Source organism: Alteromonas portus (genome assembly GCF_005117025.1).
Taxonomy (GTDB): domain Bacteria; phylum Pseudomonadota; class Gammaproteobacteria; order Enterobacterales; family Alteromonadaceae; genus Alteromonas; species Alteromonas portus.
On record NZ_SWCO01000009.1, the window covers coordinates 1 to 16,704 of the forward strand.

General features: G+C 42.8%; 13 protein-coding genes. 6 read left to right on the forward strand and 7 right to left on the reverse strand.

Features of this window, described 5'->3' with window-relative positions; genetic code table 11:
* Positions 1-277: 277 nt before the first annotated feature.
* Both E5672_RS15505 and E5672_RS15510 read left to right on the forward strand, forming a co-directional pair.
* Positions 278-1,426, forward strand: a complete 1,149-nt coding sequence (locus E5672_RS15505; RefSeq protein WP_136783036.1) for an iron-containing alcohol dehydrogenase — start codon at positions 278-280, stop codon at positions 1,424-1,426.
* Positions 1,427-1,529: 103 nt separating this feature from the next.
* Complete coding sequence (locus E5672_RS15510; protein ID WP_136783037.1) at positions 1,530-1,853, forward strand: DUF3392 family protein; 324 nt, start codon at positions 1,530-1,532, stop codon at positions 1,851-1,853.
* 27 nt (positions 1,854-1,880) lie between these two features.
* Here E5672_RS15510 and E5672_RS15515 read toward each other — a convergent pair whose 3' ends face one another.
* Positions 1,881-5,717, reverse strand: a complete 3,837-nt coding sequence (locus tag E5672_RS15515; RefSeq protein ID WP_136783038.1) for a hybrid sensor histidine kinase/response regulator transcription factor — start codon at positions 5,715-5,717, stop codon at positions 1,881-1,883.
* Between the two features lie 77 nt (positions 5,718-5,794).
* Between E5672_RS15515 and E5672_RS19895 the strand changes: the two genes are divergently transcribed.
* Positions 5,795-5,950, forward strand: coding sequence for a hypothetical protein (locus E5672_RS19895; RefSeq protein ID WP_167483154.1), 156 nt, complete (start codon positions 5,795-5,797; stop codon positions 5,948-5,950).
* A 3-nt stretch (positions 5,951-5,953) separates the two neighbouring features.
* Here the strand turns inward: E5672_RS19895 and E5672_RS15520 are convergent, their stop codons facing one another.
* Positions 5,954-6,472 (reverse strand): HAD family hydrolase, encoded by a 519-nt coding sequence (locus E5672_RS15520; protein ID WP_136783039.1) that lies wholly within the window; start codon positions 6,470-6,472, stop codon positions 5,954-5,956.
* A 279-nt stretch (positions 6,473-6,751) separates the two neighbouring features.
* On the opposite strand from E5672_RS15520, the gene E5672_RS15525 reads away from it, so the two are divergent.
* The 3 genes from E5672_RS15525 (at position 6,752) to E5672_RS15535 (ending at position 10,468) form a co-directional block, all read left to right on the forward strand.
* Positions 6,752-7,645, forward strand: a complete 894-nt coding sequence (locus E5672_RS15525; RefSeq protein WP_136783040.1) for a DMT family transporter — start codon at positions 6,752-6,754, stop codon at positions 7,643-7,645.
* 151 nt (positions 7,646-7,796) lie between these two features.
* A complete protein-coding gene (locus E5672_RS15530) occupies positions 7,797-9,593 on the forward strand; it encodes a diguanylate cyclase domain-containing protein (protein WP_136783041.1) in 1,797 nt (598 codons plus the stop codon).
* Between the two features lie 203 nt (positions 9,594-9,796).
* Positions 9,797-10,468: a haloacid dehalogenase type II gene (locus E5672_RS15535; RefSeq protein ID WP_136783042.1), complete on the forward strand. Its 672-nt coding sequence runs from the start codon at positions 9,797-9,799 to the stop codon at positions 10,466-10,468.
* 79 nt (positions 10,469-10,547) lie between these two features.
* On the opposite strand, the gene E5672_RS15540 is transcribed toward E5672_RS15535, so the two are convergent.
* From E5672_RS15540 to E5672_RS20080, 5 genes are all read right to left on the reverse strand, one after another.
* Positions 10,548-10,808 (reverse strand): hypothetical protein, encoded by a 261-nt coding sequence (locus E5672_RS15540; RefSeq protein ID WP_136783043.1) that lies wholly within the window; start codon positions 10,806-10,808, stop codon positions 10,548-10,550.
* 432 nt (positions 10,809-11,240) lie between these two features.
* Entirely contained in the window at positions 11,241-12,287 is a 1,047-nt protein-coding gene (locus E5672_RS15545; RefSeq protein WP_136783044.1) for a protein-glutamate methylesterase/protein-glutamine glutaminase, read from the reverse strand.
* A 2-nt stretch (positions 12,288-12,289) separates the two neighbouring features.
* The gene (cheD, locus tag E5672_RS15550; RefSeq protein WP_136783045.1) at positions 12,290-12,907 is read right to left on the reverse strand and encodes a chemoreceptor glutamine deamidase CheD; all 618 of its coding nucleotides are present in this window, start codon (positions 12,905-12,907) and stop codon (positions 12,290-12,292) included.
* Positions 12,908-12,915: 8 nt separating this feature from the next.
* A complete protein-coding gene (locus E5672_RS15555) occupies positions 12,916-13,746 on the reverse strand; it encodes a CheR family methyltransferase (protein ID WP_136783046.1) in 831 nt (276 codons plus the stop codon).
* On the reverse strand, positions 13,746-16,661 hold the full coding sequence (locus E5672_RS20080) for a methyl-accepting chemotaxis protein (protein WP_136783047.1): 2,916 nt from the start codon (positions 16,659-16,661) through the stop codon (positions 13,746-13,748). The genes E5672_RS15555 and E5672_RS20080 overlap by 1 nt, the downstream gene beginning before the upstream one ends.
* Between the last annotated feature and the right edge of the window lie 43 nt (positions 16,662-16,704).

The following is a 16,704-nucleotide window of genomic DNA, read 5'->3' on the forward strand; positions in this document are numbered from 1 at the left end:
AAAGGTAGTAGAGACTTACTTCAGGAGGCTTGCTGTTTTGCTTTTCCCCCGAAGCGGATGCGCATTTTAGGGAAATGAGCGCTCACGTCAACAAGTATTTTGAAAAAAACCTTATTTTTCGATCGTTTGCATAAACAATGTGCAATACGTTCATAAAAACCACTAATTCACCGCGCTTTTCACGATCTATAAGGTTAGTTAATTGGTAAGTCACGCTGTGTACTATAAATTAATAGAACAGTATTTGAACGTGTACGTGGATTATTGAGGGGTTGGCATGAAGGTTTCTGAATTTAAAACCGCTGGAAAACTCATAACGGGTCTTGGCGCTATAAAAGCCCTCACTGATGAAATGTCGAGATTATCCATAAAGGAATGTGCCATCGTTACTGACAAAGGCGTCTCTTCATCTGGTCTTCTTGATCAACTACTCACACTATTACCCTGTTCACCCATACTTATTATTGATGACATTCCACCAGAGCCTGAAGTAAATATCATAGAAGATAAGTTAGCGATACTTCGAGAGAAGCAAGCAGACGGAATAATTGCTCTTGGTGGAGGTAGCGCTATTGATAGTGCAAAAGTACTTGCAGCTACATACGACCATACTGGCCCCCTCAGTGAACTCTTCGGAGAAAATACGCTTTCGAAACGCCTTTTGCCGCTTATTGTTATCCCTACTACCGCTGGTACAGGTTCAGAAGTTACCAACATTGCTATCTTGTCAGATCCGAAAGCACAGATGAAAAAAGGAATTGTTAGTCACTGCCTGTTACCCGATGTTGCTATTGTTGCACCTGAGATGACAAAAACGTGCCCACAGTCCATTACAGCAGCAAGCGGTATAGACGCATTCGTTCACGCGCTTGAAGCTTATACAAGTGTAAATGCTAGTCCGATTACCGATGCTCTGGCAGAGAAAGCACTGAAGCTTATCTTTAATTCATTACTTCACGCTTATAATAATGGTGAGAACTTATCAGCACGTGAAGATATGGCCACCGGCAGTTTAATGGCGGGTCTTGCGTTTGGTAATGCAGGCGTGGGGGCAGTACATGCCTTAGCTTATCCATTAGGGGGACGGTTTCATTTGTCACATGGCATGAGTAACGCGGTAATGCTACCTCATGTATTGAAAGTAAATGCGCCGTTCTGCCAAGACAAACTTTATTGTGTGGCTAAGCTTTTGAAGTTATGTGAGCGCCACCACTCAAAAGAGGAAGCAATTAAACTATTATTAGTTGCTATAGAAAAACTGTGTCGCGATGTAGGCATTCCCGCTTCACTCACCCACTTCAATATTCCACCGTCTTGTGTAGGTGAATTAGCAGAAGAAGCGAGTAAAGTAACTCGCCTTCTTCGCAACAACCCCAAACAATTGAGTATTGAAGAGATTGAAGATATCTATCGGCTTGCTTTTTAACGTGGTCTTACCCACCTATTTCAATTCAGCCTTAGTTAACGCTTTTATACTTGCCGTGGTTATAATGGGCACACAGTAACAACATCATAATAGTAGTAATTTTATGAGTGAACTTTTTAGTGCCCTTTCTCGCGCATTAGCCCCCTATTACACCGAAATGAGCATTATGCTTATGGCCACTATTCTAGTGGTGTACGGCGACCTGATTAACGGCCATTTAAAACGCATTCTTGCACCATACCATTTCATTATTCGCGTTAGTTTGTTTGTAGTGCTGTGTGCTTTCGGCTATGGCGCACTAACTTTGTATGGTGCACCTTTTTTAAAACACACCCTAGCCTACTTGCCTTGGCAGTACCAAGGTGCAGGCTACGTGGCTTCGTTTCTGCTGATTGGCTTTTTGGCGGAAAGGCGAAGGTATGTTTAGCAGCTTTTTTACTCTGTCTTAGTAAAACTAAGCGACCGTTTTACTATATTGCTCTATGTACTTTTTAGGTGGTAGATGCATGACCTTTTTAAAAGAGGTAGAAAAGTAGGCGGCTGTTCCAAAGCCAACATCTAAGCATGTATCTAAAATACTGTTCCCCTCAAGCAGTAGTGGGATGGACTTTTCAATTCTGAAGCGTGAGAGAAATTCGCTGAAATTGTATTCAAACAATTCAGACATTCTTCTATTCAGGCTTCTTGGGCTTATTAAAAGTTGTGAAGCAGCCTGGTCTCTGTTGAATGCTTCATCTTGATAGTTCTTTTCAAGAACAGCGATGAAGTTTAGATAAAATGCCATATCCTTCTCGTTATCAAATTCTGGAATTATTAAGCACCCGAATTTGAAAACGGGAAGCGCACTTTCATCTTCTTCTTTTTCTTTTGCTTCTCTGACCGACAATAAGTGTTCAACACGCAGTATTATTTCTTCATTTGAGGCTGGCTTTGCTAAGAAGTAATCTACCTTTTCCTCTAGCGCTGCTTTCTCCAGTTCAGCTCCTGTTTCAGCAGTGAGCATTAATATCGGAATGTTTGCGTAGCTAGGGTTTTGGCGAATAGCCCTAGTTAAACCAAGTCCATCCATTTCGTGCATCATTTGATCCGTTATTACCAAGTCCACCAAGTAATGTTGCATTACATCTAATGCTTGGACACCATTTCGCGCGACTAGACAGCGATATTTCTCTGAGAAAAGGTCAAAAAGGTAAGAACGGAATTCTCTGCTGTCATCAACAATTAATAGCGATTTCTTATTTGTTTTAGCATCCGCTGGCAAAAGATCTTCAGCGTGGGAATTCACAAAAGCAATATCATCAACCGGCAGCGTTACGGATACTTTTGTTCCGATACCTTTTTGGCTTTGAAGCGCAATCTCTCCTTGGTTTAACTCTACCAGGGTTTTAACCGTAGCCAATCCCACACCGTTTCCATCTAATTTTGTGTTCCCCCTAGCAAACCTTTCAAACACTTTGCTTTGCAAGTTCTCTTCTATCCCCTCACCATCATCATTTACAATAATCTTTAGCGCCTTGCTATCCTGTATTGCGCTAACTTTTATCGTGCCAAGTTCAGGGGTAAATTTGATAGCGTTTTGCACTAGGTTAGCTACTATTTTTTCAAGGCTACCACTAATGAGAGAGACTTCTTTTTTAACCTTTATACGAACTTCTAGATTTTGTCTTTTTTGTTTAGCCAAAGGCTCTAAAGACAACACAATAAAACGGATATTTTCGGGCGAATAGGATTTGTAATAATCCTCCGCTTTAAAAGCAGTAGGAACATTTTGGCTCATTTGGTTAATTAACTGCTCTACCCTTTTCATATTGTCTTGGACACAGATTAACTCTTTCCTCGCCCCTATATCCGCATCAGATATTTTTTCTAACGAGCCATTAATGACTTGAATAGGCGTTCGAAGCTCGGAGGTGATTTCGTTAATGAAACGTTCTTTACTACGCAGCATTTTTTCAAATTTAGAGTGACCATCTGTTATTTCGTACCGCGTTAGATAAGCGTATAGGGTGGTGGATTGAAATTTTTCATAAAGCTTACTGACAATACCTACTTTCCATAAGAAAAAGAGCACGATTAAAATCGCCAAATATAAAGTGATGGCCAAGTAAGACGTCCAAAACGGCGGGGCTATCTCGAATTGTATTGTTACTATTTTTGAAGCATCTTCATTATGCTTGGAGGCTACTTTAAGAGTATGAGAACCAACATCTATGTCTCCTAATGTTAAATTCATCGCTGTTCTATTGTGGGAAACCCAAGCATCATCGTCTAATTTAAACTCAACACCTGCATTCTCATCATACAAATCGCTAATAACAAAGTTGAACGTCACTTCTTCAAAACTATTGTCAAAATAAAAGTCTAGGGTTTCAGGAAAGTAATGAATGTGCTGTCCTTTTTCATCAAGCCACTTAACGTACGTCAGAATAGGTGGTTCTGCTTTGTCAGATAGTATTTCAAGGCTCGAAATTAATGTGTTTTCGTCAAGTAGATAACTGTACTTGTCTCCTTTTACTAGTACTTTTTCACGAAGTATATCGAAGCTTTTATACTCAAAGTCCGTATCGAAAAGCCCGTACTTTCTTCCAACATTGAAGGCTAATTCTCTGGTTCGAGGTTTTATAAAAAGTCCCATATTTGAAGCGACCCAGAGATTTCCACTCTCTGTAACAATTGCCCCGCGAATGAACCTTAGCTTATCTAGGCCCTGAATAGTTGTGCTGTTGACTAAGCCACTTTTTTTATTAATTTGTTTTAGACCTGCTCCAGATGTACATAGTAGATAGGCGTTTTCAAGCTCAACCAAACATTGTAGCCCGAACCAGTTCCCCTCTTCCGCCTTGACTGTCCTCCAATTGAACTTTGACAATTGAAAGTGTACATCATCAAACACATCAAATGCGGCAAGCTCTCCTCCGCTCAGTAGTGCACTGTAGACAATTTTCCGGGGAGCCTTAAATATATCCTTTATGGCCTCATCTTGTATGAAGTAGTAATTGGCACTTGTACCATCGTCAAAGTAAAAATAGAAAGCGCCTTTGTGAACTTCGACCGAGTGTATGAAATCCCTGTTACATAAGTCTGATGGCTCCAGTTCTACAAGACGTGCAAAAAGATCTTCTTGCCATGACGTACAATGCAGATCTTTGCCTATGATTGTTTCACTCAACTCTCCATTGCTTTCATTTATCGCATATAGACCATTTTCAATTCGAACTAAGGTTTCAGTTTCACCAATCACAGATCTTTGAATATTATCCCTTAAAACACTCCCTTTAAATGACACTAGGTTTGTCGATGACTTCGTTCTAGGCAGAGTAATTAATCCCAGTTGTGAGGAGGCAATAAGTAAAGAATCATGAGGGCCAACAGCTATTTTGGTTACTGAGCGAATCGCCTCAGATGTTAGAATGGGACTCATGAATGGAGGTGCTAATAACTCATCTTCTTCAAGAATCAATAATCGTCCATCAGAAACCCAGATTTTATCTTCTTCCGTTTTAATTACATCATTGATGTAAGTACCACTTACTCCCTCTGTAGGAATGTAACGCTCCTTACTTCCAAGAATATAAAGCCCCTCTGGTCCTCCGATGTATAATTCATTGTCGATTACCTTTATGAAGGTCGCGCTAGACAACATGGGAAGCTTGTCTCTTAGCACATACTCATCAATAGTCGAATGGGTTTCTGATATTGCAACATAGCCTTTATTTGACGCTATATGCACTTGGTCTTTCTCGGCGAAAAGTGAGTAAACACCGTTTAACGTCAAAGTTGATAGCCGGGAATTCAATTTTGTTGAATTACCTGAAACTCTGTCTGTTTGTATGACATTATCTATAATGGAAAAATAGAGGTTTTTTGAGGTCATGGTCATGGCCCAAACAGAATTCGACCAATCTTTGTCTGCAAAAAATTGCTCGGCTTCTTTTGTTCTCAAATTAACTCTGAAAACGCCTACGCCATACTCAACGACCCAAAGTTCAGTGCCAACCAAATGGATATCAGAGATAATCCCTGTCGTTTTAGTAGATGTGTTGAATTGTAAGCGCTCAGACTCCTTTCCTATCACTTCGAAAACGCCGTTTTCTGCTGCTATATATACTGCCCTGTTGGAGACCTCTATGTCGCGAATAACACCTGACGGAATTCCATCGAATGAAGTTCGCCCTTCTAGATTCAAGCCAATGCCTTGGCTCACTTTTGGAACAATCAATAAGCAAACTAGGAGAATTAGGACACAAGAATAAGTTTTCTGTAGATATCGATGAGCTGTCTCAGTAGCCATATCTTACATCCTTGTATAACGGTAATTTCTAAGTGCTCACTGGAGCAGGAAAATCAAAAATATAAAGAGGAAGAGACATGAATATCGAACAAAAAACAAACATTCAAGAGCTTACAGAAGAAGATTATACTAAAGTATATGCAGGTACTGGATTACCACTATCGGATGAAGAGCTCTATTCTATTTTGCCAGTTGGTCCAATAAAACCCAAAAAACCTGATGTGAATAATTAACATCTAAACCAACAACCACTTCATCCCAGCATTCTCGGCGGCTTGCTGGTCGTAAATAAAGTCGCCTACATACAGGCAGTCTTCAGGTTGAAGCTGCCATGTGTTCGCCACCATCAATAATGCGGTTGGGTCGGGTTTGGCCGGGGCGTCTTCGCGGGTAAGCACGTAATCAATAGGTATGCTGTTATTGGCCACCTTTATCGCCGTGGCTTGTCGGCAGTTGCGGGTAACTATTGCCATGGGTAAATTGTGTGCCTGCACCTTTTCTACCATGGCTTTGCCAATGGGTAACCATTTAGCGTTTTCTGCATCATTTAGTTCATGCTGCAAAATAGTGTTGTGGGCGTTGGCTTTGGTTTCTGCGCACGCAATAGCGTCTATAAAGGTAAGAATATCTTCGTTTTGTGGGCAGCCTATGTCGGCGCGCATTTGCGTGAAGTTAAGGCTAGACTCTACCAGGGTGCCGTCTAAATCGAATATTACACCTTTAATACCGGTTAAATTCATCTGCTCTACACTCACGCTTTCCTCGTCCTTTTACTTCACTGTTATTTAAAAATTTGGTTAACGCCCACTTAATTGAGTACAGCGCAGATCTTACTCATTAATTTTACCTCTCATATAATGCCATGAATGTGTTAAGCCTTCTGTTACGTTTGCTTAAGGCTTTTATACTCTGGGTTAAAAGTCATTGTAATGATTTAAGTTTACCCCACTGATACCTTGCATTAGCATAGCCGCTCTTTTTACTCGGCTACTTTTTGCCCTTTCTAGTTCGATCGAATTTTTGGCAGGTAATTTATGGGTGTTTTTGCTGCGCTAGGTACAGCGCTTTGTTGGGCAATTGCTGCGCGCTTATTTCGTGGTACGGGTAACGCGTTTTCGCCGCTGACTATGAACTTTTGGAAAGGCTTAATTTCAATTGCCATTTTGGCCGTTGTGCTACTTTTCGTTCAGCCAACCGGACTTACCACCAGCGCAGTGTTGTGGCTATTGCTTAGCGGCCTAATTGGCATAGGCATTGGCGACACCTGTTTTTTTAAAGCTTTGCAAAGCATTGGCGATAGCCAAGCGGTACTGGTAGCCGAAACCCTTGCACCTTTATTTACCGCACTTTTTGCTATGGCCTTTATTGGCGAATGGATTACCTGGCAGCAGTGGGTTGGCGTGGCTGTAGTGCTTTTTTCGGTGGATATGGTCATAAAGGCGCGCAAACGCAGTTCTACTCATGTGTTTGCTACCAGCGGTTATTTGTATGGTGTGGGGGCGGCTTTATGTCAGGCTGTTGGTGCGGTAGTGAGCCGCGACATTTTAAGTACTGGTGACGTCGACGCTGCCAGCGCAGCATTTTTGCGCCTAGTGGGTGGTATGGTGTTTGTAGTGCCGTTGATAGCCTTAACAAAAACACGCTATATGCCCGTTATTAACTACCAAAGCGACAACGGGAAACGGATATGGCCCGCCTTTGTATTAGCCACATTACTTGGCACTACCGCCGCAATTTACTTACAAATGTTTGCATTCGCCTATGCGAAAGCAGCTGTGGTCCAAACTCTTATTGCTACAAGCGCGTTAATGTCGCTAGGCGTTGCATGGGTACTTGGTGAACGGGCAACTAAAGCGACGATTGCATGGTCTGCCGTAGCGCTGGTTGGCGTTGCTATATTAGTTAGCTTTGGCTCACCTGTGCATTAAAGGAATATTTCATATTACTTTTAAGGTAAATGTTACGTTCACAAACAAAATACAAGAAAGGATACAAAAAAACGGTAAGTTTTAAGGGCGTCGTGTAGTAGTTCGTAACTCAAATCGATATTATAACGAAAAAACGAAAACGTTATCCCTTATGGTTCGAAGGTTATATTTAACAGTCTTATCTCTTTTTTGTGTGCTATTCGCTGCTTCTGCATTGGCGAATAGTAATATTGATGCCGTTATCGAAAAAGTTCGCTCGCCCTCGTACGATTGCCCAAGTCAATCGTTGCTGCCAGAACTAGAACAAACGCTCACATTAGAAAGCCTCACACCCCAACAACGTTTTGCTTTGACCGTAGCCAAAGGGCAGTTTTTAATTTGTCGCGGCAAGTATGAAGAAGCAGAAAAGATGCTGCTTAAAGCCATAATGCAAAGCAATATAGATGAAAGCTCGTACGCGTTTGCATCGGCTATTTATCAAATTGGCTTCACTTATGATGCAAGAGAAAACCCGGCGCGCTGTAAATACTACCAACAGGCCCAAGATTTATCTTCACCAGAGCGTCATAGCGATATTTTTACCAGCTCTTCGCTAGGGCTGATTAACTATTGTTCAGAATCTTCATCTCCCGAGATTAAGCTAGGTAAAATGTTTGGCGTGCTTAAACGCTATTCCGACAACGGTAGCCCGGGCGAGTTGGCGCATATCCACAACGCTATCGGTCTTCTCTATGGTAACCTAGAGCAGCACGCGCTGGCCGCCGAGCAGTATTTGAAAGCACATAAAATGGGCCTACTTGTTTACAAAGGTAGCAATAAGGTAAGTATTATTATTAGTGCCATTGTATCGCTGCTAAGCAGCGGTCAAATCGACAAAGCCTATCAAAGTATTTTAGAGCTAGGTGCACTGAATAGCGAAATCAACACGCCGCTCAGTAATTTTTTGTATCAATATGCACTGTCTATCTACCATAGAAAAACGCGTGATTATAATAATCTAGCCTATACCCTTCCTGATCTGGAAGAGGCGACTGCAAATATCTCTAGCTCCCTCGGTCATAAACTGGTTGCTTGGCACAAAGCCGAACTATGTTTACATAACAAAGAGCTCACCTGTGTAAAGCAATATTTAGCTGACATTGGCGCATTAGACAAAATCGTCATTCCAAAAGTCTTCGAGACAAACCTAGATTACTTAAGTTTTAACGTTTCCATGTACCTAGCGTTAAAAGATATTGCTCTAACTAAGGAAGCGCACAACATCTACTCTAAAGAGGTCACGAAGCGACGGGAAGTGGCGCAAGATACCGCTTTAATTGTTGGTGCAGCTAATCTTTATACACGTATTTATGATCTTGAGTCAGCCATTGAAAAAGCCGAAGAACAAAGAAGAAATACCTTATATACCGCTATCCTAGTTTTTTTACTGTTTGTTATTATTACTGGATACGTTTTACGTAAAAAGCACGTTGCACGCAAAGCTATCGACCCGGTAACACTTTTACTTAACGCCGATTCAGCCATCGCACGCATTAATAAACTAGATGCGCCTAAAAAAGGGCGCGCCATTGCTATTGCAATATTTGACATTAGCAACCTACGAGAGATAACGCGTAAAATGGGCTCTACGAAAGGCGATTTTGTATTGCGGCAAATTGCGCAAACATTTCAAAACGTTATCCGAGGCAACGATATTCTGGGCCGCTTTGGAACCGATCAATTCATTTTATGCCTTCACAATATTGAAGAACGAAGCGCGCGACAGTTCTTTGACCGAGTACAAAGCGCGCTAGAAAGCACCTTTGAGAGCGACACCAATGATGACTATTTGGTCGTTGAGTCTCAAATGAGCGTATTTATTGCCACCGAAAAAATTACTGGGCTAAACGACATACTCGATGACATCGCCGTGTCGATTGATATGGGTAACCGCTCAGGCAGCAATTAGTCATTAAGCAATAGACAACGCGCGGCCTGTTACTTATCACGCCGCGCTTAGCTATTTTTTCTACATTCTCCCGCCAGCGTTATTTCATCGACATTGGTCGTAAAGGGCTTTAGCAAAACCAATTCTGTTTTACAGTGGTATAAGCAACGAACAAGGTAAATATAAACATACTGTTTACTGCCACAACTACAGGAAGGTTTAGTGTGACACCAAAGGTTATTTTCTTCGATATTAACGAAACACTTTTAGACATGCAGGCTATTAAAACGGGTCTAGCGTCGGTGTTAAACGGCGATGAGACACTGGTAGATTTATGGTTTGCTAATTTGTTACATCACAGTTTGGTAGATATTGTGTCTGGGCAATTTCACGATTTCATTGATATTGGCGCCGCAGTACTTACTATGGTGGCTCACAGTAAAGGAATAACGGTTGATGAAGCCACCGCCAAAGATACCATCAAACAGCACATCACCCGATTGCCCGCCCACGACGATGTAATTCCCGCATTAAAAGCGCTGCAAAGCGCAGGATTTACTTTGGTCGCGCTTTCTAACTCTTCAAAAGCAGGCTTAGATGCTCAGCTTGAATATGCCAACATCCGCCCGTATTTTTCTCATGTACTAAGTGTAGAAAGCGTTCGAACTTACAAGCCTCACGCTGCGGTTTATCACTGGGCCTGTCAACAGGCTAACGTTAAGAACGAGAACGCTATGATGGTGGCAGCTCATGGTTGGGATGTCAGTGGCGCGAAAGCGGCAGGTATGCAGACTACCTTTGTAGAGCGTTCGGGCAAAATGATGTACCCGTTAGGTCTTGCTCCTGATCACAGTATTAGTTCGCTTCATAAACTAATACCTTTAGTGACTCAGTGACTAGCCTCTTCTTTCCATGCTGTTAAAAACAAAAAAGTCTTACCGTGGTAAGACTTTTTGGCTTCTAAACATTTAGCGATTAAAGCTTTGCTAACTCTGAATGGTTAGCTTTGAAGCCTTTCGTGCTACATGAATTGCGTTTAGTTTCTAATGCACTTAATTGACGTTTAAGCCATGATTTTTGAATACCTGACTTTGCTACGTCCATTTCAGTGCTTACGCGAGTGATTTCTTTTCCGACGTTTACGCATGCTTTCTTGTTCGGTTCAAAACCACCATTAGCCAAAACTGATGAAGAAAACATTAGAGCCGATAGCGCTATTAGCGTTTGCTGTTTCATAAGAGTCCCCAACTACTCGTTATTATCCCAGGTTAGTGTCATACCGTAAGAATGAGCATATATTTGCTCTCAAATCTGTAAGGAATATAGCAGGCCTTTTTTTGTTATTAGGTACAGCAAACTATACGTAGTAATAAAACTTTGACTACTTTGCCACCACTATCACACATAAACCGTTGTCTTTTATATTATTATGGCGACAACGCTTCACCTTACCATTCCACTTACGTATTGATTTTTATATTTTTACGCACTTCCAAGTAAGCCTATCCATAGTATCGGCTTCAGCAACAGCATTCTGAAGCAACGCTACCTACTCGTTAAGCCATGCTATTAAAACACCTAAACTTTTCTGTAACAAGAAAAGTTATAACAATCACTTTACAGTTTTTAGGACAAAATTTGCATTCTGTAAGTATTTACTCACTATTCTTACAAGCGACTACCTGCCGAAAGCTTCTCTACAGTTTGCATTACCGCTTTGCCCATATCATCTAAACTCAATACTTGCTTAGCCACCCCTTTTTCAATGGCGACCTTAGGCATACCAAATACTATGCAACTTGCTTCATCTTGACAGAATGTCTCGCACCCGGCGTTAAATAACTCTTGAAGACCGATGGCGCCGTCACTCCCCATTCCTGTTAACAATACGCCTATTGCGTTGTTACCCGCGCTTTTGCATAGCGAATTAAACAGTACATCCACAGAGGGCTTATGACCCGATACCCTAGGCCCGTCGGTAAGTCTTATTCGGTAATCAGCTCCACTTCTTTCAATTTCCATGTGCTTATCGCCTGGTGCAAGATACGCCTGTCCAGGAAGCAAACGCTCTCCGCCTTTAGCTTCTTTAACCTGCATTTGACAGACAGAGTCTAACCGCCGTGCATAAGTAGACGTAAATCCAGCAGGCATGTGCTGAGTGATCACCGTGGCAGGAGCGTTAGCAGGGAAGGTTCGCAGCACCTCTTTTATGGCTTCAGTACCGCCAGTCGAGGCGCCTATGGCAATGAGTTTTTCTGTGCCCGAGTAACTTATTTTATTTACAGAGGCTGCCTTAGCAGGCGACGCTTTCTTTACTCTTGAACGAGCGGCCGTTCGAATTTTGTCAACGATTAACTCGTGATATTCCGCCATGCCCTGTGCTACACCAATTTTGGGCTTGGCAACAAAATCAATTGCCCCTAACTCTAAAGACCTTAAGGTGGCGTCCGCCCCTTTTTCTGTCAACGTAGAAATCATGACCACAGGGGTGGGCCTGGCATTCATAAGCACTTCAAGAAAGCGTAAGCCATCCACTTTCGGCATCTCAATGTCTAGTGTTATGACATCGGGAGACTTCTCAAGCACTAACTTTTTGGCTACAAACGCATCTGGCGCCGCACCCACCAGCGTCATGTCTGGCTCACTTTTAATGATTTCACTGAGTATTTGGCGAATAAGCGCTGAATCATCAACTACCAACACTTTTATTGTCATGACTAGTCCTCAAATAAATCTACACTGCCGCTTGGCGCTTGCTTCGATAGCTCCCAGCGGTGCTGGCTTTCTCGCTCAATAATTGTTGCGTTGTTGAGTTCGTGAATACGCTTCATTAATACGTTGCCGTTACTTGGAAAAAAGTACACTTTGCGAGCGTACACATCACACAAATCGCTCGCTAAAATTGGTATGCCCTCAGTTTCTAGAAACTGGGTTACAAACTCAGCATTAAATTTACCCACGTCATTTTGAACAAAAGAGGGCACTACCTTCCCTCCTCCAAAAACCTTTGCTTTAAGTCGTTCTTTTTTCGCGCCCACTTTAACAAGCTCGTTTATAAGAATTTCCATAGCGTGCACACCATATTTTGCTGCCATTCCCTGCGCTTGCTCGAATTCGCCTGCCGACTTATTCACAGTAGGCAGCATAAAGTGGTTCATACCGCCAATCCCCGTATGGGCGTCGAACAAACACGCAGCCACGCAAGAACCGAGTACCGTGACTAGCATTTTGTCTTGTGTAGTTACAAAATACTGGCCGGGTAACAGCTTTACCGCTTCTATAGAAAAGCGCTTGTCGTAGTAGCTTATAGGCAGTTCAAAATTGGTCGACGCCACTGTCTCTCCTAATCGACGGGGCGATAAATGGTTTTCCCCACCGGTCTCACAAGATTAGTATACATATTGAAATTTTCAGAATGTCCGGCCATATATAATCCCGTTGGCTTCAGCATGCCGACCATTTTTTGTAGTACTTTTAGCTGCGTTGGCTTATCAAAATAAATCATCACATTTCGGCAAAATATGACGTCGAGCGGCCCTTTCACGTCCCACTTCGCATCGGTGAGATTCAGCTTCTTGAACTGCACCATGTTACGTAATTCGTCCACCACTTTAACTTTGCCTTCATTAGCCCCTTTTCCTTTGTGAAAGAACTGCCTTTGTCGATGTTGGGGTATTTTCGCAATAGACGCTAAGGGGTAAACACCGGCCCTGGCTTTAGCCAGAACTTTGCTGTCTATGTCGGACGCAATAATTTTTACCGGCGTTTTAAAACTTCCGTACGCTTCTGCCACTACCATTGCAATTGAGTAGGGCTCTTCGCCGGTAGAACTAGCTGCGCACCAAATAGTGGTAACGTTATGCTGGCTAAGATAATCAGCCAGGGCAGTAAAGTGATGCGGCTCGCGAAAAAAAGAGGTTAAGTTTGTGGTTAGCGCATTGATAAACTGCTCTAACTCCGACTCGGACGTGTTTACTAAAGCAAGGTATTCATTAAAACTGCGCAGATTTCTTGCCCTAATTCGCCGCGCTAGCCTGCTGTATACCATCGCTTCTTTTGCGTCAGATAAGTTTATTCCTGCTTTTTTAAATAGCATTTGCTGCACGTTTTTGAAGTCCGCCTTTTCAAAGGCGAACTCCCTCGTGCTATCTTGCCTAGAAACAACCGTAGTCATCAGAATGATTCCCACTCTGCTTCGTCAGGCATAGCTGGCGTGAGTGCCTTAGCCTGAGACGCTCGCTGCACATGTGCTGTAGGTAGGCGCTGAGGTTGACGAAAATCACCGTGAGTAAGTGCCGCTATATGCTGCTGGTCATTGTTTAGCCCTTTGCCTACTTCAAAAACAGAAACCCGCTCGTTTAACTGCAAAGACTGCTGCTTAAGACTATCTGCTGCTGCCGCAGCCTCTTCTACCAAAGCGGCATTCTGCTGAGTCATTTCATCCATTTGAATTACGGCTTTACTCACCTCTTCAATACCAGCGGCTTGCTCGGCTGACGCCGCGGCAATTTCTGACATAATGTCGTTCACTCGTTTAATAGAGGTCACCACTTCAGCCATAGTCTCACCGGATTTCACTACCAGCTGGTTACCGCTTGCAATTTTACTCACCGAGTCTGAAATTAACTCTTTGATGTCTTTTGCGGCTTCTGCAGAACGCTGCGCTAAGTTACGGACTTCAGAAGCAACAACGGCAAAACCACGCCCCTGCTCCCCTGCTCGCGCAGCCTCTACTGCGGCGTTCAACGCCAGAATGTTGGTTTGGAAAGCAATCCCGTCGATAACACCGATAATGTCTGAGATTTCCTGAGCAGAGTCATTTATCTGCGTCATCGTGTCCACCACTTCACTGATAACCTCTCCGCCCTGAGAGGCAATTTGACTTGCCTGCGCTGCAAGCCCATTGGCTTGCTCGGCATTCTCGGCGTTAAGCTTAACGGTTCCAGTTAGCTCTTCCATGCTCGACGCTGTTTCTTCAAGACTTGACGCTTGTTGCTCTGTGCGGCTCGATAAGTCTGCATTTCCAGTCGCAATCTCCCCCGAAGCAACATTGATGGTTTCTACCGCTTCATTAATGCTGGTGATAGTACCTCGCATTTCATTAATGAATTGGTTGATTGCTTCACCCAAGACAGCAAAATCTCCGTCTAATGCATGGTCGATATTAACGGTGAGATCGCCCTCTGTAAGCTTAGTCATTACGTGTTTAATTTCATCTACAGCTTGAGTTCGGCCGGTTATATCGGTAGCAAATTTGACGACGCGGAAGGGCTTACCGTTATGGTCTAAGATTGGGTTGTAGGTAGCTTGGATGAAAATCTCTTTGCCGTTTTTGCCAACTCTGCGGTACTCACCAGAAGAGTAGGTGCCGCTACGTAATGCATCCCAAAAGGCAGCATATTCTGGGCTTGCGCGGTGAGTTGGGTCTACAAACATACTGTGGTGCTTACCTTTAATTTCTTCTAGGGTATAGCCCACCGTATTTAAGAAGTTTTCATTGGCATCTTGAATGATACCGTCCATGTTAAATTCAATGACCGCCTGAGACTTTCCAATGGCGGCTAACTGCCCTTCAAAATAGGCATTTTTCACCTTTTGTTCGGTAATGTTGCTGGCGTATTTCACCACTTTTACAACATTACCACTCATATCTAAAATGGGGTTATAGGTTGCCTGGATCCATACGTCAGACCCATCTTTAGCAATACGATGAAATTCCCCTGAGTAAAATTGCCCTTCAGCTAACTTTTTCCAAAAGGCCCGATACTCTTCAGATTCACGCTCTTGTTTGGTAACAAATATACGGTGATGTTTACCCTGGATCTCGTCTAGTGCATACCCAACCGTGGCCAAAAAATTATCGTTTGCGGTCACAATGTTGCCGTTCGGGTCAAACTCAATAACTGCTTGCGATTTACTTATTGCGTCTATCTGCCCGGTGTTAAAAGCATTCTGCAGCTTTTGTTCAGTGACGTCAGATGCATATTTCACCACTTTTGTTGGCTTGCCAAACTCGTCGAAGATAGGGTTATAGGACGCTTGGATCCAAAGCTCACTGCCATCTTTTTTTACCCGTTTGAATTCGCCTGACTTAAACTCACCTTTCTTTAAGTCACGCCAGAAAGCCGAATACTCGGGGCTCATTTTATAATTGGGTTCAACAAACATACTGTGATGCTGACCTTGAATTTCACTCAAGTCATAGCCTGTTGTAGCGCAAAAGTTTTCGTTGGCGTGTTGGATAATACCGTCTAGATTAAACTCAATAACCGCTAACGATTTATCGATGGCGTTAATCTGACCTTCATAATCTGCGTTCTTACGCTTTTGCGCTGTGATGTCGGTAGCAAATTTAACAACGCGTACAATATTACCTAATTTGTCATAGATAGGGTTGTAAGAAGCTTGGATCCAAATTTTGTCACCGTTTTTTGCTACGCGGCAATACTCACCGCTACTGCGTTCGCCATTTCTCAGCCCTTCCCAAAACTGGTTGTATTCGTTAGACACGCCATAATCCGGCAATACGAATAGGCGGTGATGCTTTCCTACAATATCCTCTTTTGAATAACCCGTTACTTTAAGAAAGTTGTCGTTAGCATTCTCGACTATGCCTTCCGGAGTAAATGAAATAATAGCTTGGCAACGGTCTAACCCATCGAGTAAGCTCGATTTATGCTGTAACTCTTGATCGTTTATCCACTCCACCATTGTGCCAAGCTTTTCACCTTCCACGCTTTTTATCGTGGTCAAGTTCAATGTAAAAAGTAAGTCTCCTACAGGCAGTAGAAAGGTATCGCTACTATTACAGGTGTTATACCGCTGACTTAATTCACTGCTATTTGCGAAGAAGCCTGCAATCGAGGTGCCGGTAAAATTTTGAAGGTTGATGTTTGGAAGCGAGCGTGAAAACTGCGCTTCATATTCTGCCGCAAGCTGTTTGAATGCTTTATTAGCAAACGTGATTGTGCCTTCTGCATCGACCAACATTAAGCATGCGGTACTTTCACTTAATGCTTGCTCTTGAAAGCGTGAAAGACTTTGCGCAGCCACCAATTCTTCATTGTGAAATATATTAAAAACACCCATAGCATCACCTATTTTCTGTAGCGCTACGTGTTGGAGCGCTGAA

What these genes read in the sequence shown, in the direction of transcription:
- E5672_RS15525 (WP_136783040.1), top strand. Translation starts at nt 6,752, where the DNA reads ATGGGTGTTTTTGCTGCGCTAGGTACAGCGCTTTGTTGGGCAATTGCT.
- E5672_RS15510 (WP_136783037.1), top strand. Translation starts at nt 1,530, where the DNA reads ATGAGTGAACTTTTTAGTGCCCTTTCTCGCGCATTAGCCCCCTATTAC.
- E5672_RS15545 (WP_136783044.1), bottom strand. Translation starts at nt 12,287, where the DNA reads ATGACAATAAAAGTGTTGGTAGTTGATGATTCAGCGCTTATTCGCCAA.
- E5672_RS15505 (WP_136783036.1), top strand. Translation starts at nt 278, where the DNA reads ATGAAGGTTTCTGAATTTAAAACCGCTGGAAAACTCATAACGGGTCTT.
- E5672_RS15540 (WP_136783043.1), bottom strand. Translation starts at nt 10,808, where the DNA reads ATGAAACAGCAAACGCTAATAGCGCTATCGGCTCTAATGTTTTCTTCA.
- E5672_RS15515 (WP_136783038.1), bottom strand. Translation starts at nt 5,717, where the DNA reads ATGGCTACTGAGACAGCTCATCGATATCTACAGAAAACTTATTCTTGT.
- E5672_RS15555 (WP_136783046.1), bottom strand. Translation starts at nt 13,746, where the DNA reads ATGACTACGGTTGTTTCTAGGCAAGATAGCACGAGGGAGTTCGCCTTT.
- E5672_RS20080 (WP_136783047.1), bottom strand. Translation starts at nt 16,661, where the DNA reads ATGGGTGTTTTTAATATATTTCACAATGAAGAATTGGTGGCTGCGCAA.
- E5672_RS19895 (WP_167483154.1), top strand. Translation starts at nt 5,795, where the DNA reads ATGAATATCGAACAAAAAACAAACATTCAAGAGCTTACAGAAGAAGAT.
- E5672_RS15530 (WP_136783041.1), top strand. Translation starts at nt 7,797, where the DNA reads ATGGTTCGAAGGTTATATTTAACAGTCTTATCTCTTTTTTGTGTGCTA.